The organism is Duganella sp. Leaf61, assembly GCF_001421905.1.
Classification (GTDB): domain Bacteria; phylum Pseudomonadota; class Gammaproteobacteria; order Burkholderiales; family Burkholderiaceae_D; genus Rugamonas; species Rugamonas zoogloeoides.
On record NZ_LMLM01000007.1, the window covers coordinates 52,853 to 73,487 of the forward strand.

The 20,635-nt window shown below is 63.9% G+C and carries 8 protein-coding genes; 4 read left to right on the top strand and 4 right to left on the bottom strand.

What is annotated here, in order from left to right:
- Positions 1-5 precede the first annotated feature (5 nt).
- Entirely contained in the window at positions 6-581 is a 576-nt protein-coding gene (locus ASF04_RS08210) for a TMEM165/GDT1 family protein (protein WP_019923542.1), read from the top strand.
- Here the strand turns inward: ASF04_RS08210 and ASF04_RS08215 are convergent, their stop codons facing one another.
- Both ASF04_RS08215 and ASF04_RS08220 read right to left on the bottom strand, forming a co-directional pair.
- Positions 582-9,359: a GH36-type glycosyl hydrolase domain-containing protein gene (locus ASF04_RS08215; RefSeq protein ID WP_056139841.1), complete on the bottom strand. Its 8,778-nt coding sequence runs from the start codon at positions 9,357-9,359 to the stop codon at positions 582-584.
- A 206-nt stretch (positions 9,360-9,565) separates the two neighbouring features.
- A complete protein-coding gene (locus ASF04_RS08220; RefSeq protein WP_056139844.1) occupies positions 9,566-11,626 on the bottom strand; it encodes an aminotransferase class V-fold PLP-dependent enzyme in 2,061 nt (686 codons plus the stop codon).
- Positions 11,627-11,788: 162 nt separating this feature from the next.
- Here ASF04_RS08220 and ASF04_RS08225 point away from each other — a divergent pair, with 162 nt between their 5' ends.
- From ASF04_RS08225 to ASF04_RS08235, 3 genes are all read left to right on the top strand, one after another.
- A complete protein-coding gene (locus tag ASF04_RS08225) occupies positions 11,789-12,265 on the top strand; it encodes an Lrp/AsnC family transcriptional regulator (protein WP_019923545.1) in 477 nt (158 codons plus the stop codon).
- A gap of 73 nt (positions 12,266-12,338) precedes the next feature.
- Entirely contained in the window at positions 12,339-13,508 is a 1,170-nt protein-coding gene (locus tag ASF04_RS08230) for an HPP family protein (RefSeq protein ID WP_056139845.1), read from the top strand.
- 103 nt (positions 13,509-13,611) lie between these two features.
- The gene (locus ASF04_RS08235) at positions 13,612-15,441 is read left to right on the top strand and encodes a DUF885 family protein (RefSeq protein ID WP_056139849.1); all 1,830 of its coding nucleotides are present in this window, start codon (positions 13,612-13,614) and stop codon (positions 15,439-15,441) included.
- A 218-nt stretch (positions 15,442-15,659) separates the two neighbouring features.
- On the opposite strand, the gene ASF04_RS08240 is transcribed toward ASF04_RS08235, so the two are convergent.
- Positions 15,660-16,271, bottom strand: a complete 612-nt coding sequence (locus tag ASF04_RS08240; RefSeq protein ID WP_056139852.1) for a winged helix-turn-helix domain-containing protein — start codon at positions 16,269-16,271, stop codon at positions 15,660-15,662.
- 109 nt (positions 16,272-16,380) lie between these two features.
- The gene (gene rpoC, locus ASF04_RS08245) at positions 16,381-20,613 is read right to left on the bottom strand and encodes a DNA-directed RNA polymerase subunit beta' (protein WP_056139856.1); all 4,233 of its coding nucleotides are present in this window, start codon (positions 20,611-20,613) and stop codon (positions 16,381-16,383) included.
- Between the last annotated feature and the right edge of the window lie 22 nt (positions 20,614-20,635).

Consider the following 20,635-nt stretch of genomic DNA (forward strand, 5'->3'; position numbering starts at 1 on the left):
CCCCAATGGAAGCATTCTTCATCTCCACAGGCATTGTCGCGCTGGCAGAAATCGGCGACAAAACCCAGCTGCTCGCTTTCGTTCTTGCCGCAAAATTCCGCCGTCCCGTTCCGATCGTCGCCGCCATTTTCGTCGCTACCCTGGCCAACCACGCGTTCGCCGCCGCCATCGGCACCTGGATCACCAGCCTGCTGGGCCCCGACATATTGCGCTGGGTACTTGGCGCTTCGTTCATCGCGATGGCCGTTTGGACGCTGGTGCCCGACAAGCTCGATGAGGAAGACACCAACTTCGCGCGCTACGGCGTATTCATGACCACCCTGATCGCCTTTTTCATGGCGGAGATGGGCGACAAGACGCAAGTGGCCACCGTGGCCCTGGCCGCGCGCTACGACAGCCTGCTGGCGGTGGTCGCCGGCACAACGCTGGGCATGATGCTGGCCAACGTGCCGGCCGTGTACCTGGGCGACCGCATCGCCCACCGGATTTCGCTCAAGCTGGTGCACGGCATTGCTGCCGTGATTTTCGCGGTGCTCGGCGTCGCTACCCTGCTGGGCGTGGGCGCCGGGCTCTCCACCTGACTACAACGTAATCGCCGGCGCCTCCACCGGCGCCGGCAATGCCGGCAGCAGCAGTTGCACTTGGTGCGTGGCGCCGGTGTCGTCCAGCGCAATCACATTGCCTTCGCGCGTGACGCCATCGACGGTGAGCGTGCCCGCCTGCCCCGGCAAAGCACGCGCCACGCGGATTACGTACGAACTGCTGGCGTGGCGGTAGGTGAGCGTGAACTCGTTCCACTCCGCCGGCATGCGCGGCGCCAGCGTCAGCTCGTGCGCGCCACGCGTTACGCCCAGCAGCGACTCCACGATCAGGCGGTACATCCAGCCCGACGAACCGGTGTACCAGCTCCAGCCGCCGCGCCCCACGTGCGGCGCTACCGCATACACGTCGGCCGTGACCACGTACGGCTCCACCTTGTAGATCGCCACGTTTTCCGCATCGGTGCCGTGCATGACCGGGTTGATCATACGCGCCAGCTCCCAGGCGCGTTCGGTGTTACCGAGCCGCGCAAAGGCCATCGCGGTCCAGATCGCGGCGTGGGTGTACTGGCCGCCGTTTTCGCGCACGCCCGGCACGTAACCTCGGATGTAGCCGGGGTTGGGGCCGGCCTTGTCGAACGGCGGGTCGAGCAGCTGGATGATGCCGGAATCCCTGCGCACCAGGCGCTGGTTGACCTGCTCCATCGCGCCGCGCACCCGTACCGGGTTGGCCACGCCGGACAGCACGCCCCAGCTCTGCGAAATCGAATCGATCTGGCATTCCTCGTTGGTGTGCGAACCGAGCGGCGTGCCGTCATCGAAATAGGCGCGGCGATACCATTCGCCGTCCCAGGCGTTCTGCTCGACGTTGGCGGCCAGCTTGACGGACTGCTCGCGGCACTCCTGCGCGAACGCGTCGTCGTTCTTCATTTCCGCCACTTCGGCAAAGCGTTGCAGCACTTCGCACAGGAAGAAGGCCAGCCACACGCTCTCGCCCTTGCCATGCTCGCCCACCTTGTCCATGCCGTCGTTCCAGTCGCAGGAGCCGATCAGCGGCAGGCCATGTTCGCCGAAGCGCAGGCCGTGGCGGATGGCCCGCACGCAGTGCTCGTACATGGTGCCGCTCTGGTTCGAGCGGCCCGGCAGGTCGTAATACGAATCCTCTTCCGCCTTGAGCAAACGCCCTTCCAGGAATGGCAGTTCCTCGTCGAGGATACTCAAATCACCGGTGCTCGACACGTAGCGCCAGGCGCCCAGCGGCAACCACAGGTAGTCGTCCGAGCACTTGGTGCGCACGCCCCGGTCCGACGGCGGATGCCACCAGTGCTGCACATCGCCTTCGATGAACTGGTGCGCTGCGCACAGCATCAGCTGGTCGCGCAGCAGTTGCGGCTTGGTGTGGATGGTGGCCATCGCATCCTGCAGCTGGTCGCGGAAGCCGAACGCGCCGCCGGACTGGTAGTAGCCGCTGCGCGCCCAGATGCGGCAGGCGATGGTCTGGTACATCAGCCAGCCGTTGGCGATGACGTCGAGCGCCGGTTCCGGCGTCTTGATGTGCACCGCGCCCAGCGTTTCGTTCCAGTGCGCGTGGACGGCGGCCAGCGCCTCCTGCGCGGCGCCGGTGCTGCGGTGCTTTTGCACCATGCCGCTGGCGTCGGCGTTGCGGCGGCCTGCCACACCGAGCACGAACACGATTTCGCGTTCCTGGCCGGGCAGCAGTTCGAGCGGCGCCTGGATGGCGGCGCAGGCGTCCAGCCCCGCGCCCACCTTGCCGGACAGGCGCGACCGGCGCATGGCGACCGGCGCCGCCAGCGAACCGTTACGGCCAAGGAATTCCGCGCGGTCGGCGGTGACGGTGCGCGTGGTCGCATCGCAATTGAAGAACGCCACGCGGCCGGTAAAGTCGGTGTTGTACTGGTTGCGGGCAAACAGCGCCCCGCTCACCGGATCGAGTTCGGTCAGGATGTGCATGCCGGACTTGGAGCGCATGTCGCCCATCACCCATTCCACGTAGCCGGTGATGGACAGCTTGCGCGCCACCGCCGAGTCGTTGCGCACCTTGATGACGGTGTACTTGATCGGCGCGTCGGTGGTGACGAACGTGGTCATCTCGGTGGCGATGCCCGACTCGGTGTGCTCGAACACGCTGTAGCCAAATCCGTGGCGGGTGGTGTAGTCGCCAGTGCCGCGCGCCGGCAGCGCCGAAGGCGACCAGAACTCGCCGGTGGTTTCGTCGCGCAGGTAAAACGCTTCGCCGCTGGCGTCGCTCACCGGATCGTTGTGCCAAGGCGTGAGGCGGAATTCATGGGCGTTCTCGTGCCAGGTGTAGGCCTGGCCGCTTTCCGAAATCACGGTGCCGAAACTGGCGTTGGCCAGCACGTTGGACCACGGCGCCGGCGTGCGCTGCTCTTCGCTGGTGGTGATCACGTATTCGCGGCCGTCTTCCGAGAAGCCGCCGATGCCGTTCTCCAGTTGCAGCACGCGCTTGCGGCGCGGCGGCGCGACGACATCGCTGGCGTCGGCGCCATCGTTGCGCGGGTCGATCGCCAGCGGCGGCATGCGCAGCACCGGCGGGCCGGGACGCTTGATCTGCTCGGCCAGCGTGCCGCGAGTATCGCTGATGATCACGCGCGCCACCGTTTGCAGCAGGATGCGATCTTCGGTGGCGATCTGGTCGCCCATGCGTACAAAAATGCCGCCCGGACGGTCGATGGCCTGGGCGTCGATGCCCGAGGCGATCAGACCCATGATTTGATCGTGCAGCAGCTGGCGGTATCCCGACTGGTCTTCGTGCCAGATCACCAGGTCCACCACCAGGCCTTTCAGGCGCCAGTAGGCGTGGGCCTGCACCATCTGGCGGGCCAGTTCGATGTTGGCCGAGTCCTTGATCTGCAGCAGCACGATCGGCAGGTCGCCGGAAATGGCGTACGCCCACAGGCCGGACTGGCCGCGATGGTTTTTCACCAGCGTGGCAGCGTCGGCGCGCAGCGAGGCGTTCGGGTAGATCACCGAGCCGGCCAGGCGGCCGTACAGCTGGGCGTCGGTTTCGGTGGCGTTCAGCTGGCGCAGCACGACCTGGCTGTGGGTCCATGCCAGCTCGAACACGCGGTCGGCCAGGTGGCGGTCGTGGTACTTGTCGATCAGGTGCAGCGCAGCGTCGCGCTGGTCGGTCATGCCGGTGACCATGTCCACGGTCGCGGTCTGGTCGGGTTTTAACGTGATGGTGTAGCGGATCGCCACCACCGGATCGAGCACCGAGCCTTCGCCGCCGGACAGCGGCGCGTCGTCGAGCAGGGCATGCGGCGCGGCGGCCGTGTTGCCCCGGCCGATGAAGCGCGAGCGGTCGGTTTCGTACGAAACGTTGCCCACGGCCGCATCGTGCACGGTCATGGTGTGCATCATGTACGGCATGGCTTCGTTGCCGCCGCGCGGACGGCGCGTGCACAGGATGGCATTCTCGGCGCGCAAAATTTCGGTCTGCACGAACAGTTTGCTGAACGCCGGGTGGGCGGCATCAGCCGCCGCCGGGGCCATCACCACTTCGGCAAAGCTGGTCACCTCGATGGTGCGCACGCGGTCGGTGGTGTTGGTGATGCGGGTGCGGCGCAGTTCGATGTCGTCCTCGGGCGAGACCACGATTTCGGTGTACAGGTCGATGCCGTTGTCGGAGCGGCGGAACTCGGCGCGGCCTTCCGAGAAGATCACTTCGTGGTGGCGCGGCTCCACCAGCGTCGGCTGATACGTGGTGGACCAGAAGTCGCCGTCCTCCATGTCGCGCACGTAGCAGAAGGCGCCCCAGTTGTCGCGGGTGCTGTCTTCGCGCCAGCGGGTCACCGACTGGTCTTTCCAGCGGCTGTAGCTGCCGCCGGCGTTGGTCACCATCACGTGATAGCGGCCATTGGACAGCAGCTGGGTTTCCGGCACCGGGGTGCTGTGCGAGGTGAGCACGCGCAGCGGCATGCCGGAATCGGGCGCCGTGGTGCGGATGGCCGCCGACTCCACCGACGTGGAATAGAAGGCCCCCACCTGCGGGCTGCGTTCCTGCAGCACCAGCAACGTCGATTGCAGCAGCGGATCGGATTCGAACCGGCGCTGCATCGGACGGTCGTGCAGCAGGTAGCTCAGGGCCAGGAAGCCCATGCCCTGGTGGTGAACCATGAACGAGCGGACCACGGCGTGACTGACACCGCGCGGCAGGCGCGTCGGCGTGTAGTCGACCGCCTCGTAGAAGCCGTAGCGGCCCATGAAGCCCAGGCCATCCATTTTTTGCAGGTTCAGGCACGACGCTTCCGGCTGGACCATCAGGCCCATCATGCTGGCGTACGGTGCGATCACCAGGTCGTCACCGAGGCCGCGCTTCAAGCCCAGGCCCGGCACGCCGAAGGCGCGGTACTGGTAATTGAGATTGGCGTCGGTGGTGTTGTAGCCCGATTCCGAAATCCCCCACGGCACGTTGTGCTGCTTGCCGTAGGCGATCTGGGCGTCGATCACCGAGTTGTAGGTCTGGTCGAGCAGCGTGCTCTCGTAAGTCGGCATGACCAGCAGCGGCATCAGGTACTCGAACATCGAGCCGCTCCAGGACAGCAGCACCGGCTTGCCGCCGACGATGCACAGCTGGCGGCCCAGCGCGAACCAGTGGTCCTGCGGCAGCTGGCCCTGGGCGATGGCGACGAAACTGGCCAGGCGCACTTCGGACGCCAGCAGGTCGTAATAGCTGGCATCGAGGCGGCGTTCGCTGACGTTGTAGCCGATCGCCAGCAGGTTGGTGGTGGCGTTGTACAGGAAGCCGTATTCCATCTGCGCGAACGCGGTGCTGCGCTGGGCCAGTTCGGCCAGCTGGCGCATGCGGTCGTGGGCGGCAGCGCCACCCTGTTCGAGCAGCTGCGCCATCTGCTGGCGGCGTTCCAGTTCGGCCGGCGCCAGGTCGGAGACGGGAATGTCGGCGCCGGCATTGGCCAGTGCCGCCAGTTCGCGCAGGGTGGGCACGCGCAGCAGGTTGGTGTCGAGCACGGTGTCCGCCGGCAGGTTGACCCAAGGCGTGAACAAGGCCAGTTCATCGAGCGCGGCGTGGGCTTGCCGGGCCAGGGAATCGGCCCACATGGCGACATCGGCCTGCGCCGCCACCAGCGGACGCAGAGCGTCGGCCGCCTGCGCCACGCGGGTGAGCCACGCGTGCAGCTGCTGCAGGTGGGTAGCGTCGGGACGGTCGGACAGCACCGCGCGCAATGCCACCAGTTCGGGCGTATCGATGCCGGCCAGGGCGCCGTTACCGGTGCCGGCGGGCACCGCTGCGTCGGCGGCCGCAGTCGCAGCCGATGCCGCCGTGCCCACCGTGAAGGTGCCGTCGATGGTGGTGATGGTTTCTTCCATGACGCGCAAGGTGGTCAGCAAGCCGTCCACGTATTGCGGCCCCACCACCGGCTGGTCGTACAGCGCGATCAGGCCAGGTTGCAGTGTAAGCAGGTGACCTGCCAGGTTGCCGCTATCGACGGTGGAAATGTACACCGGGTGCAGCGGCTGCAACGACTGCGTGTCGTACCAGTTGTAGAAATGGCCGAGGTGGCGTTCCAGCTGGTCCATCGTGGTCAGCGTGGCGCCGGTACGGGCCACGACCTGGGCGCCGGTGATGTAGCCGAAATCGTGCGCGGTCAGGTTGGCCAGCAGCGCCATGCCGATATTGGTGGGCGACGTGCGGTGCGCGATCACCTGGCTCGGATGCTCCTGCACGTTATCGGGCGGCAGCCAGTTGTCGTCGGGCCCGACGAAGCGGTCGAAATACGCCCAGGTACGGCGCGCCAGCTTGTTGAGGAAGATGTGCTGGTCGGCGCCCAGATCGGCGTTGCGGCGCTTGATCGGACGGCTGATCCAGTCGGCCACCGCAGGCGCCACCAGCCACGCCAGCAGGAACAGCGCGGCCGGGGCCAGGCTGGCCGGGCGCCAGCCCAGCAGCATGCCGCCCACGAACAGCGCGGTGACCGGCGCGGCCCACATGGTGACCCAGGTACTGGTGGTGGAACGCGCGAGTGCCGACGCGCGCCATTGCAGCAGGTGGCGGCGCGAGACGTACATGCGGAACAGGCTGCGCACGATGGCGTCGAGATTGAAGTACGCCTCGTACGGCAGGAACGCCAGCGTGAGCAGGGCGTGCGAGAGCTGGATGCCCACGCTGCGGCCGGTATTGCGCAGGTGCTGGTCCCACAGGGTGTCTTTCGGGCGGTGCAGCAGATCGTGCAGCGCATTGACCAGCGGCGGCAGGAAGATCACGGTGAGCACGGCGCCGGTCCACAGCCACGGCGCGGGCAGCCAGCGCCAGGCGACGACCAGCGCGATCACCATCGCGGGCGCGACCAGCGAGCGGCGCAGGTTGTCGAACAGCTTCCAGCGCGACAGCAGCGACAGCGGATTTTTCTCGCGGCGGCGGCCCGGACCCGGTACCCGCGGCAGCAGCCATCCGAGCAACTGCCAGTCGCCACGGATCCAGCGGTGGCGGCGGCCGACGTCGTCGCTGTAGCGGCTCGGGTATTCCTCGTACAACTGGGCGTCGCTCATCAAGCCGGCGCGCACGTAGGCACCTTCCAGCAAGTCGTGGCTCAGAACCTGGTTGTCGGGCAGCCGGTGGCCCAGCACCTGCTCGAACACATCGACGTCGTAAATGCCTTTACCCACGAACGAGCCTTCCAGGAACACGTCCTGGTACACGTCGGAGACGGTGCGGGTGTACGGGTCGATGCCCGGTTCGCCACCGCACAGTTTTTCGTACAGCGACGCGGTTTTGCTTGGCAGGCTGACAGCGACGCGCGGTTGCAGGATGCCATAGCCATCGACCACGCGGCCCAGCGACTTGTCCACGCGCGGGCGGTTCAGCGGGTGCATCATGGTCGAGATGAAGTCGCGCGCGGCGTCGCGCGGCAACTGGGTGTCGGTATCGAGCGTGATGACGTACTTGATGCTTTCCAGGTCGGTGGTGTCGCCCACGGCCAGCGAGAACTTGTCGCGCGCGCCGCCGCGCAGGTAGCGGTTCATGTCCTGCAGCTTGCCGCGCTTGCGCTCATAGCCCATCCACACGCCTTCCTGCGGATTCCACAGGCGCGGGCGATGCAGCAGCAGGAACGGCGTGGCCGGATCCCCATTCAGGTGCAGCGCGTACTTGCGATTGAGTTGTTCGACGCCCTCGCGCATGTGCTCCATCAGCGCGGCGTCGCCGGGCAGGGTTTCGGTGGGTGCGTCGGCAAAGTCTGTAAGAAGACAGAAACGCAGGTTCGGATCGCGGTTGGACAGGAAGCGCACTTCCAGCTGTTCGCACAGCTCTTCGATATTCTCGCGGCTGTACACCAGCGTGGGCACCACGACCAGCGCGCGCGCGTCGGGCGGAATGCCGGCTTCAAAATCCATGCGCGGCAGCGGCTTGGGCTGAGTGACCTTGGTGGTGATCCAGTTGACCAGGTTGAGCGCCAGCTGGCTGCTGCCGATCAGCGCCAGCACGCCCATGGCAACGAGCAGCGCGCCGTGCACGCCGTGGAATGCGGAGCGCTCCAGCAGCAGCGCGGTGGCGATCACCGACAGCACCACGATGGCGCCCAGGTACGACGTCAGTGGCGAGGCGCTGGTGGTGCGTTGCAGGGACTCGATCCACGGGCGGCGCATGCGCGTCTGTTTTTCCAGCGCCGCCTGGCCGCCGCCGATCAGGTAAAAGCCCACGTGGCTGTGGCGCAGATCGTCGCTGCCGGCCTGGGATTGCGCCAGTTGCAGCGCTTGCGCGGCTACTTCCACCTCCGAATAGTCGGAGCGCTTGGCGATGTTTTCGATCACGTGGCGGTACTGGTCGCGGGTGGCGAATTCCATCTGGCCGTACACGCCGGCCGGGTCCTGGCGCAAGGTTTGTTCGACCATGCTCATGGTCTCGACGAACTCCTGCCAGTCCATGGTGCCCAGGTAGCGCAGGCTGCCGATGCTGTTGGCGATCGATACCTGGTCGGCGGCCTGCTGCTGGATCTCGGCCTGGATCTGCTGCTCGATGGTCTGGCCGGCATCGGCCAGGCGGCTGGTGATCCAGGTCAGCGCCATGGTCAGCGCCGGGCTTTGGCCCTGCAGGCGGCGCGACAGCTCCGCCACGAAGGCGCTGGTAATCGGCGGATTGGAGCGGGCCATGTCGGCCACTTTCAGAATCAGGCCGCTCGGGTTCTTTTCCGCCTCCTCGCTCATCTGGTCGGCCCAGCTGTTGGCCAGGTCGCGTTCGGCACGGTTGTCCGCCACGCGCGCGGCCACGCGGCGCAGGTTTTCGATCAGCGCCAGGCGCAGCATGATGGGAATGGCCCACAACTCGCCCAGCTTGAGCGGCGCGATTTCCTGGTACGCATCGACAAAGCGCGACAGCGACTCCGGATCGACGCGGCCATCGCCGTGCGAGATGATCTCGAGCGCCAGCTTGTACACGCGCGGACAGCCCTCGGGCGCGCCCTTGGCCAGCCGTGGCAGCTCCTTGCTGTAATCCTTGGGCAGATGGCGGCGCGCGATGCGGATCTGTTCTTCGATCAGGTACAGGTTATCGAGCAGCCATTCGGAGGCGGGCGTGATCTGGCGGCCGTCCTTGATGGCGGCGGTCAGCTCGTCGCAGGTGGCGCTGATCACTTCCGCGTTGTCGCTCAGGCGCGCCAGCAGCTGGTCGCCGCCGCCGCGCGGGCTCAATTCGTGGTGGGAAGCGAGCGAGCGGCCATGCGCAGCCATCTGCGCCGCGCTGAAAAGCTCCGCTCTTAAGGGCAGGTCTTCATCTTCGTCGGAGACCATGGCCGCCGTATTGGATTCGCGAAAGCCGAGCGACATCTCGGGGAGCAGGGGATTGGACTTGTTCAACGTAAACCTCGCTTGGACGTGCGCGACAAAACCGCGTCCGGTAAGCTGGCGCGGTGATTAGTGGGAATGTGTGCCAAGCAATGATACGTCTCGTAACAATTTGCTACTGTGCGCTTACGAACATAAGCGCAAAGGGCCGCTCGAAGCGGCCCCTTTCAATCACTTTCGTGAGCAGTTCAGGCCGCTAGTGCGAGACCGCCGGTGAGGCTGTAGCTGCTGGTATGGCCGAGCCGGCGCAGGCATTGCGCAGCTTTCATGCTGCGGTTGCCGCTGCGGCAGACGAAGACCAGCGGTGCGCGGCTGTCGCCGCGCAGCCACACGCTGGCATGCTCGACCAGCCGGCTCAACGGCACGCTCTGTGCCGCATGCGCGCCCGCTGGCGCCGGCACGGTGGCGGCAAACTCGTACGGCTCGCGTACATCGACCACTACCGCGCCGGGATGGGCTTGCAGGAATGCCTCCAGCGCGCTGCTGTCGAGTTGCAGGTCGGCAGCAGCCTGGTCGCCGCCATGGCCGGCACAAAGCTGGTTGCGGGCGTCGCGGGTCGGGCACAGCAGGGTCTGCGCGGTGGTGATGACCGGCAAGGCCAAGTCGGCGTGCGCGGTGAAGGCAAAGCGCACATCAGCAGCCACCAGGCTGGCGCCGTCCTTACTGCCCAATAAATAGGCGCGCGCGCCCTCCCCGGCCGACACCTGCGCCAGCACCTGGCTGCCGATGGCAATCGCATTGACTTCGGCGCCGTCTCCCAAGGTCAGGCGATGGGCCGTGATGGCCGGCCAGCCAAACGCGTCCGTCATCGCCTGGGCATCATAGTGGGCGCCCAGCGACCGGGCCAATGGCGCGTGATCGGCGCCGGCGGTGGTGGCCACGATGGCCAGCACCCGGTAGTTATGGCCGCGCACGATGGCCGTGATGCGCGCGGTCAGCGTGGGCAGCGGGTCGATCACGATGCAGCTGCGGCTGGCCGCGTCCAGCACCAGCCAGCCGCATTCCCCCTCCACGCCCAGTTGCAGCAAGCCGTCATCGGGCTCGGCGCTGGGCTGGTCGGCGATCATGCCGGCGGCGCGCAGCGCGGCGCCGCAGTGGGCGATGCGCTGGCAGGCGGTGGCGATGGTGGCTTCATCGACCATGGCGCCGAACGACATGCGGATGGCGCCCGCGCTGCGCCACAATGGCAGGCTCATGGCGTCGAGCACGTAGCTGGGCGCGGCCTTGCTGGCCGAGCAGGCGCTGCCGGCACTGACGCGCACCCGCGCCGCATCGAACACGTCCATCAACTCGCGGCTCGATACGCCCGGCACCGCGAAATTGATCGTGGTCGGCAGCGATTTGTCGAAAGCATGGTTGAACACCACGCCGGGCAGCGCCGCGCGCAGGGCGTCGGCCAGGCGTTCGCGGTAGCCATGCAACTGGTCGTGGGACGGAAACGTGTCGCCGCGTTCGAGCGCGGCCAGCACCACGCCCAGCGCGGCGATGCCGGCCATGTTTTCGGTGCCCGAGCGCTGGCCGGCTTCCTGGCCGCCGCCCATGATCAGCGGCGTGAATGGTGCGCCGGCCCGCACGTACAACATGCCCACGCCCTTCGGCGCGTGCAGCTTGTGGCCGGAAAACGGCGCGTAATCGATGCGGGTGGCGGCCAGGTTCAAGCGCAGCTTGCCCAGCGCCTGCACGCAATCGACCATCCACAGCGCGCTGGTGCCGCTGGCGGCAATGGTGTCGGCAATGCCGTCGAGGTCGCTGACCACGCCAGTCTCGTTGTTGGCGGCCATGGTACAGATCATGGCCGCGTCCGGCGCCAGCACGCGCAGCGCGGCCAGGTCGTGCAGGCCATCGCCATCGACCGGCAAGGCGGTGAGCTTCAAGTTGGTGCCCAGCAGGCGGTTCCAGTGCGCCAGTGCTTCCGGCACGGCCTTGTGCTCGGTGGCGCCGTACACCAGCAAGCTGCCGGCGGCTTCGCCCCGGGCCTGGCGCTCGCGCACCGCCACCAGCGCGGACAACACGGCGGTCTGGATGCCCTCGGTAGCGCCGCTGTTGAACATCAACCGCCCATCGCCCACGCCCAGCAGGCGCACCGCGCACTGGCGCGCCTGGTCGAGCACGACCTTGGCGCGCAGGCCGGTGCCGTGGGAGCTGCTGGGGTTGCCGTAACGCTGGCCCATGATATCGGCAGCAGCCAGCGCGGCGGCAGGCAGGATACAGGTGGTGGCGTTGCCGTCGAGGTAGATTTCGTTATTCATTTTAAAAGGCAGGAAGGCGGTCGATATGAGCTAAACAGTTTAGCGAAATTTCCTGAAGAAAATATGCCAAAGCCGACTGCGTTATGCACGCATAAAAGCATGTTCATGCTTCTCATCGAACTTCGGTAGAATGAAATAACTTTCATTTACCAGAACAGCCTCATGCACTCACTCGACAAATACGATTGCGCCATCCTGGCCGCCCTGCAAATCGACGGCACCTTGTCGATCGCCGCGCTAAGCGAGAAGGTCGGGCTGTCGAGCACGCCGTGCTGGAAGCGGGTCAAGCGCCTTGAAGAAGAAGGCTATATCGAGAGCCGGGTCGCCATCGTCAACCGCCGCAAGGTAGGCTTGCCGGTGACCGTGTACGTCAGCGTGCGTACCGGCCAGCATGATGCCAAGTGGCTCGACCGCTTTGCCGCCGCCGTCATGGCCCTGCCCGAAGTGCAGGAATTCCACCGCATGAGCGGCGATGTCGATTACCTGCTCAAGGTCGTCACGACCGATATTGAAGGCTATGACGCGTTTTATAAACGTCTGATCAAGGTGGGACAGCTGACCGGCGTGTCATCGGCCTTCTCGATGGAGCAGATCAAGTTCACCACCGCTTTGCCGCTCGACCTCGTACCCTACGCCTGATCAATGCACCATACCGGTGCGAGAAATATCATGCCGTGAGATAATGCCGCATCCAAATATTTAATTAAAAGCTATGCGCGCATTCTTCAACTGGCTGCCCGGCCCCAGCAACGTCAGCCGCCCCGAACAGTTGCGCGCCGCTGCCGGCGCCCTGTGCGGCCTGTTGATCACCGCCCTGTTCGCCCATTATTTATTGGCGCGGACCGGCACTTCCATCTTCATGATCGCGCCGATGGGCGCGTCCGCCGTGCTGCTGTTCGCGGTACCGGCCAGCCCGCTGGCGCAGCCGTGGTCGGTGTTCGGCGGCAATGTCATCAGCGGCCTGGTGGGTGTGGCCTGCGTGCGCTGGTTCGGCGACAGCCTGCCGCTGCCGTTGCTGGGCGGTCTGGCAGGCGGTCTCGCCATTGCTGCCATGTTCGTGATGCGCTGCCTGCATCCGCCCGGCGGCGCGGTCGCGCTGACCACCGTGCTCGGCGGTCCGGTCGTGCACGCGGCCGGCTTCGAGTTCGTGCTGTTCACGGTCGCCATCGACACCGCGCTGCTGGTCGCCATGGCCATGGTCTATAACAACCTGACCGGGCGGCGCTACCCGCACGTGCAGCAGAGTGCGCCCGTCAACGTCCATGGCACCAAGGATGTCGCACCGACGGTGCGGCTCGGCTTCAAGACGGAAGACCTCGATGCCGTGCTCAAGCAATACAACCAGGTGCTCGATATCAGCCGCGACGACCTCGCATCGCTGTTCATGCAAACCGAGCAGCGCGCCTACCAGCGCCGCTTCGGCGTGATCACCTGCGCCGACATCATGTCGCGCGACATCGTCAGCGCCGAGTTCGGCACCGGGCTGGAACCGGCCTGGCAACTAATGCGCAACCACCGCGTGGTGGCCCTGCCCGTGCTCAACCGGGCGCGGCGCGTGATCGGCATCGTCACCCAGACCGACTTTCTCGAGCATGGTGGCCTCGACAGCTACGCTGGCATGCGCCGCCAGTTGCAGGGTTTCCTGCGCAAGAGCGGCGTCACCCATACCGAAAAGGCCGAGGTCGTGGGCCAGATCATGAGCGGCCATCCGACCACCGCGCGCACCGACACGCCGATCGTGGACCTGGTGCCGCTGATGGCCAACTCGGGCTTCCACCATATTCCGATTGTCGATGTGGAAGACCGGTTTGTCGGCATCATTACCCAGTCCGACCTGGTGGCCGCGCTGTACCAAACCCGGCTGGCGGAGGCGGCGGCCTGAGAAGGTGATAAACCGTTTTCGATTGATACAATTTGTTGCGCTGCGCAGCTCGGCATGCCTTATCCTAGTCGGTGCATGAACCACCATGGACCAGGAAACAACGATGAAGCGACTCACCAGTACCGCCCGCATTTCCGCCCTCGCCGCCACCCTGGCGCTGGCGTTTATTCCAGTTAGCAATACCTTCGCCCTGCCGCTGGCCGACGCCCCCAACCGCCCGGTGCCGCGCGTGAGCGCCACCCCGGCGCACCAGGCGCTGCAAGCCATTGCCGACGAATACTACAACGCCGTCGCCACCTTCGAGCCGCTCGGCGCCACCGAAAACGGCGACAACCGCTTCGACGACCAGTTGGGCCTGAGCATCTCGCCCGGCAAGCGCGCCCTGCAGTTCAAGCTGTACCGCGATTTTGCCCAACGCATCAAGGCCATCAAGCGCGAAGTACTGAACGCCGAAGACCGCCTCGACTACGACATCCTGCGCTACGAGCTGCGCGGCCTGATCGCCATGGAGCGCTTCCCCGAACACCTGCTGCCAATTAACCAGATGGACAGCGTGCCGGTGATTCTCGCCAACTACGCGGGCGGCCAGGCATCGCAGCCAATCGGTACCGTGGCGCAATACGACGCCTACCTGAGCCGTATCAGCCAGATGCCGGCGTGGATCGACCAGGCGATCAGCAATATGCGCGACGGCATCAAGAAGGGGATTACGCAGCCAAAGGCCATCATGATCTCGGCCCTGCCGCAGTACAAAAAACTGCTCAGCGACACGCCCGAGACCAGCATCTATTACACCCCGATCAAAAACTTGCCAGCGAGCTTCAGCGCCGCCGACAAGGCGCGTCTGACCGAAGCCTACCGCAAGCAGATCGCCGAACAGATCATGCCGGCCCTGGGCCGCCTGGCCGCGTTCGTGGAAAAGGATTACATCCCGGCGTGCCGCACTTCGACCGGCCTCGGCGCCCTGCCCGACGGCGCCGCCTGGTACCAGGCGCGCGTGGCCAACGCCACCACCACGTCGCTGAAACCGGACGAGATCCACGCGATCGGCCTGCGCGAAGTGGCGCGCATCCAGTCGCAGTTCGAAATCCTCGGACCCAAGCTCGGCTACGACGGTCCGCCGGCCGGCCTGCCGGTATGGGTGGCGGCGCAACCGAAGTTTCGCCCGTTCAAGACCGAAGACGAAGTGCAAGCGGTCTATCACAAGCTCAACGGCGTGCTCGACACCAAGCTGCCGATGATGTTCACGCTGGTACCTAAAGCCAAGCTCGACATGCGCCTGGAGCCCGAACTGAGCCGCGACACTGCCGCCGACCACTACACGGCCCCGGCCATCGACGGCTCGCGCCCGGGCGTGTTCTGGTCGGTGGTGACCGATCCCACCAAGTACGGCAGCACCGGCATGACCACGCTCTTCCTGCACGAAGGCAAGCCCGGCCACCACTTCCACATCGCCCTGATGCAGGAATTGAATTTGCCCGACTTCCGCAAATTCGGCGGCAACAACGCCTTCACCGAAGGCTGGGCCTTGTACGCGGAAACGCTGGGCAAGGAAATGGGCCTGTTCGACGACCCGGCACAATACTTCGGTCACCTGAACGACGAACTGCTGCGCGCCACGCGCCTGGTGGTCGATACCGGCATGCACGCCAAAGGCTGGACCCGCGAACAGAGCATCAAGTACATGCGCGAGACGCTCGGCTACGATGAAGTGGCAAAAAGCGAAACCGAGCGCTACATGGCTTGGCCGGCACAAGCGCTGGGCTACAAGATCGGTTCGTTAAAAATCGTGGAATTGCGCCACCGCGCGGAAGAAGCACTGGGCGAACGGTTCAGCCTGCCAAAGTTCCACGAAGTGGTGCTGGGCGATGGGACGTTGCCGTTGGCGTTGCTGGAGGAGAAGGTGGATCGGTGGATTGCGCAGCAGCAGTGAAACAAGCTGAGCATTTGAGCGTGGAGCGGTTGAACGCTGCGAACCGCCAGCTTCAAAACCACCTGCACTCTTCGCTCCGTCATTCCCGCGAAAGCGGGAATCTAATTTCAGCGAGCCGTGTTGGCTTCAATTTTAAGTCCACGGTCTGCGTGCAAATTGGATTACCGCCTGCGCGGGAATGACGGATTAAAGGCTGATGGCCAAGAACATTGACCGCCTTACTCCGCTGCGGCGGACTGCTCGCTCACGATTTTTTCGAGGTCCGTCTCATCACCGAGCACATAAATCTTCTGCTCCCGCAGCACCTGCAAAATAAACCCCTGTTGCTCGCGCAGGCGCCTTTTAAAATCCGGCAGCGTGTACAGGTTCGGATTGATCTTTCGGCGCAATAACCGCTCCGCTACCGGCAGCCGCGACAGCAGTTCGCCGTAGCTGGTGTTCTCCCCGATTAGCAGCAACTCCACCGGCGTATTCATGCCCTCGTGCTCCTTGGCCGTGGCGCCATACACGAACGCGACATTAAGGACATGCTGCAACGGCGCCAGCGCCGAGTTCAGCACGCTGACCAGGCCGAAGGTCTTTTTCACCACGCTGGTCAGTTCCTCGTACACCATGCAGTCGCGATTCGGCTTGAAGCGGCGCACGTTGCCGATGCGCTCGGAGACGATCACGCCGGCCTCGTGCAAGCGTTTCAGTTCGCGCTGGGCCGAGGCGCTGCCCAGGCCCGTCAGGCGCATGATTTCGTTGAGGTGATAGCCGTCGGTGGTGCGTATAAAAAGCAAACCCAGCAGTTTTTGCTGGGCGGGAGTGAAAAGGGCTTGGGCGATCATGAGCCAGATCTTAGCATGAATGAACTATTTGCTGGCAGTGCAAGATGGCCGCTGCGGCCATAAAAAAACGGCGCCCGCAGGCGCCGTTTCTAGAGGACTAAGAAGCGAATTACGCTTCGTCGCCGTGCGGGGTGACCGATTCGGTCACTTCCACATCGCCGCCGGACATGGCGGCTTTTTCTGCTTGCAGCAGGGCTTGACGCTCTTCCACTTCCCACAGTTCTTTCTCTTTGCGGGCGCGGTGGAACGCCAGACCGGTACCGCCTGGGATCAGACGACCAACGATCACGTTTTCTTTCAGGCCGCGCAGACCGTCGCGCTTGCCCATGATCGCCGCTTCGGTCAGCACGCGGGTGGTTTCCTGGAACGATGCGGCCGAGATGAACGAGTCGGTCGACAGCGATGCCTTGGTAATACCCAGCAGGACGTTTTCGTAGGTCGCAGGGATCTTGCTTTCGCGATCCATACGATCGTTTTCGTCCAGCAGTTCCGAACGCTCGACCTGCTCGCCAACGATGTAGTTGGTGTCGCCGGCGTTAACGATCTGAACGCGACGCAGCATCTGGCGTACGATCACTTCGATGTGCTTGTCGTTAATCTTCACGCCTTGCAGACGGTACACATCTTGCACTTCGTCAACGATGTAACGCGCCAGCGCTTCGATACCCAGCAGGCGCAGGATGTCCTGCGGATCGGCCGGGCCGTCCACGATCATCTCGCCCTTGTTCACGACTTGACCATCGTGGACCAGCACTTGCTTGTCCTTGGTGATCAGGAACTCGTGCTTGTTGCCGTCCATGTCGGTGATTTCCAGACGCTGCTTGCCCTTGGTTTCTTTACCGAAGGCTACAGTACCGGTCACTTCCGCCAGCATGCCCGCGTCTTTCGGCGAACGTGCTTCGAACAGCTCGGCTACGCGTGGCAGACCGCCGGTAATGTCACGGGTTTTCTGCGATTCGGTCGGGATACGCGCCAGAACCTCACCCACGGACACTTGCTGGCCGTCTTTCACCATGATCAGTGCGCCAACCTGGAAACCGATCGCTACAGCGTGTTCGGTACCGGCGATCTTCACTTCATGACCTTCTTCGTTCAACAGTTTGACCTGTGGACGCAGGGTCTTGGTCAGCGAGCCGCGACGTTTCGCATCGATCACCACCAGCGTTGCCAGACCGGTTACTTCGTCGACCTGACGGGCCACGGTCACGCCTTCTTCGACGTTCTCGAAGCGGACGGTACCAGCGTACTCGGTGATGATCGGACGGGTCAGCGGATCCCAGGTTGCCAGGGCCGTACCGGCCTTGATGACCAGGCCATCCTTGACGATCAGGGTCGCACCGTACGGCACTTTATGACGCTCACGCTCACGGCCGTGGTCGTCGGTGATCAGCACTTCGCCCGAACGGGAAATGACGATTTGCGCGCCCTTGCCGTTGGTAACGTAACGCATGGTCGAGGTGAAACGGATGGTACCGTTCGACTTCGCTTCCACCGACGATGCCACTGCTGCACGCGACGCCGCACCACCGATGTGGAACGTACGCATGGTCAGCTGGGTACCAGGCTCACCAATCGACTGCGCTGCTACCACACCGACGGCTTCGCCAGCGTTGACCAGCATGCCGCGGCCCAGGTCGCGACCGTAGCACTTGGCGCACAGGCCGAAGCGCGTGTCGCAAGTGAGCGGGGTACGAACCTTGACTTCGTCGATCGACAGACGCTCGATCTCTTCAACCATGTCTTCGTCCATCAGGGTGCCGGCTTCGTACAGGGTCGACTGGTTTTCCGGGTTGACGACGTCGTTGACCACCACGCGGCCGAGGATACGGTCGCGCAGCGCTTCGATCACTTCACCACCTTCAACCATGGCCTTCATCACGGTACCGTTGCTGGTGCCGCAATCATCTTCGATCACGACCAGATCCTGGGTCACGTCGACCAGACGACGGGTCAGGTAACCCGAGTTCGCGGTTTTCAGTGCCGTATCGGCCAGACCTTTACGAGCGCCGTGGGTCGAAATGAAGTACTGCAACACGTTCAGGCCTTCGCGGAAGTTCGCGGTAATCGGCGTTTCGATAATCGAGCCGTCCGGTTTCGCCATCAGACCACGCATACCTGCCAGCTGGCGAATCTGCGCTGCCGAACCACGTGCGCCCGAGTCGGCCATCATGTAAATCGCGTTGAACGATTCCTGGGTCGATTTCGTGCCGTCACGCTTGATGACGTCTTCCACTTTGAGCTGGTCCATCATGGCCTTGCCGACTTCGTCCGAGGTTTTGCCCCAGATGTCGACGACCTTGTTGTAACGCTCGCCGGCAGTCACCAGACCCGAAGCGTACTGCTGCTCGATCTGTTTGACTTCGGACTCTGCAGCCGAAATCAGGGTGACTTTTTGTGGCGGTACCAGCATGTCGTCCACGCAGATCGAAATACCGGCGCGGGTTGCAAGGCGGAAGCCCGACTGCATCAGTTGGTCAGCAAACACGACCGTCGCGCGCAGACCGCACTTACGGAACGAGGTGTTGATCAGCTTGGAAATTTCTTTCTTTTTCAGCGCGCGGTTCAGCACCGAGAAAGGCAGACCTTTCGGCAGGATTTCCGACAGGATGGCGCGGCCAACCGTGGTCTCGTAGCGGGTAACGGTACGGACGAACTCGCCCGTTTCGAGATCTTTTGGATTCTCGACGATACGCACCGTGATACGGGTGGTCAGTTCCACTTCCTTGTTGTCGTAGGCACGAATGACTTCCGACACGTCAGGGAACAGCATGCCTTCGTTTTTCGCATTGATCGCTTCGCGGGTCGCGTAGTACAGACCGAGCACGATATCCTGCGAAGGAACGATCGACGGTTCGCCGTTCGACGGGAACAGGATGTTGTTCGACGCCAGCATCAGCGTACGAGCTTCCATCTGCGCTTCGATCGACAGCGGTACGTGCACAGCCATCTGGTCACCGTCGAAGTCGGCGTTGAATGCCGCGCAAACGAGTGGGTGCAGCTGGATCGCTTTACCTTCAATCAGGACCGGCTCGAACGCCTGGATACCCAGACGGTGCAGGGTTGGTGCACGGTTGAGCATGATCGGATGTTCGCGGATCACGTCTTCCAGGATGTCCCAGACGACCGGTTCCTGGATCTCGACCAGCTTTTTAGCGGCCTTGATCGTGGTAGCCAAGCCCATCAGTTCCAGCTTGTTGAAGATGAACGGCTTGAACAGTTCCAGCGCCATCAGTTTCGGCAGACCGCACTGGTGCAGTTTCAGCTGTGGACCCACCACGATGACCGAACGGCCCGAGTAGTCGACGCGTTTACCCAGCAAGTTCTGACGGAAACGACCGCCCTTACCTTTGATCATCTCGGCCAGCGATTTCAGCGGACGCTTGTTGGCGCCGGTCATCGCTTTACCGCGACGGCCGTTGTCCAGCAGCGAATCGACTGCTTCTTGCAGCATGCGCTTTTCGTTGCGCGTGATGATCTCTGGAGCGCGCAGCTCCATCAGGCGTTTCAGCCGGTTGTTACGGTTGATCACGCGGCGATACAGATCGTTCAGATCCGAGGTCGCGAAACGGCCGCCGTCCAGTGGTACCAGTGGGCGCAGTTCCGGTGGCAGCACCGGCAGCACTTCCATGATCATCCACTCAGGCTTGATGCCCGAACGCTGGAACGCTTCCAGCACTTTCAGACGCTTGGCGTATTTCTTGATCTTCGCTTCGGACTTCGATTCCTTCAGTTCCACGCGCAGGGTTTCGGCATCGCGGTGGATGTCGATCGAGCGCAGCAGTTCACGGATACCTTCGGCGCCCATGAAGGCGGTGAAGTCGTCGCCGTACTCTTCGTACTTGGCGGCGTAGTCGTCTTCCGACATGATCTGGCACTTCTTCAGCGGGGTCATGCCCGGATCGGTCACGACATATGCTTCGAAGTACAGCACGCGTTCGATGTCCCGCAGGGTCATGTCGAGGACCATGCCCAGACGCGACGGCAAGGACTTCAGGAACCAGATGTGCGCGGTTGGCGACGCCAGTTCGATGTGGCCCATGCGCTCACGACGCACTTTGGCCAGGGTGACTTCAACGCCGCACTTTTCGCAGATCACACCGCGGTGCTTCAGACGCTTGTACTTGCCGCACAGGCACTCGTAGTCCTTGATTGGGCCAAAGATCTTGGCGCAGAACAGGCCGTCGCGCTCAGGCTTGAAGGTACGATAGTTGATGGTTTCCGGCTTTTTAACTTCGCCGTAGGACCACGAACGGATTTTTTCAGGCGAAGCGAGACCGATCTTGATCGCGTCAAAGGTCTCGTTCGTCTGTACTTGCTTGAATAGATCGAGCAGTGCTTTCATGTATCACTCCAGAGGTGATTAA

Excerpts from the sequence above, each read along its gene's own strand:
- ASF04_RS08235 (WP_056139849.1), top strand. The coding sequence starts at position 13,612 with ATGAAGCGACTCACCAGTACCGCCCGCATTTCCGCCCTCGCCGCCACC.
- ASF04_RS08240 (WP_056139852.1), bottom strand. The coding sequence starts at position 16,271 with ATGATCGCCCAAGCCCTTTTCACTCCCGCCCAGCAAAAACTGCTGGGT.
- ASF04_RS08210 (WP_019923542.1), top strand. The coding sequence starts at position 6 with ATGGAAGCATTCTTCATCTCCACAGGCATTGTCGCGCTGGCAGAAATC.
- ASF04_RS08215 (WP_056139841.1), bottom strand. The coding sequence starts at position 9,359 with ATGTCGCTCGGCTTTCGCGAATCCAATACGGCGGCCATGGTCTCCGAC.
- ASF04_RS08220 (WP_056139844.1), bottom strand. The coding sequence starts at position 11,626 with ATGAATAACGAAATCTACCTCGACGGCAACGCCACCACCTGTATCCTG.
- ASF04_RS08225 (WP_019923545.1), top strand. The coding sequence starts at position 11,789 with ATGCACTCACTCGACAAATACGATTGCGCCATCCTGGCCGCCCTGCAA.
- rpoC (WP_056139856.1), bottom strand. The coding sequence starts at position 20,613 with ATGAAAGCACTGCTCGATCTATTCAAGCAAGTACAGACGAACGAGACC.
- ASF04_RS08230 (WP_056139845.1), top strand. The coding sequence starts at position 12,339 with ATGCGCGCATTCTTCAACTGGCTGCCCGGCCCCAGCAACGTCAGCCGC.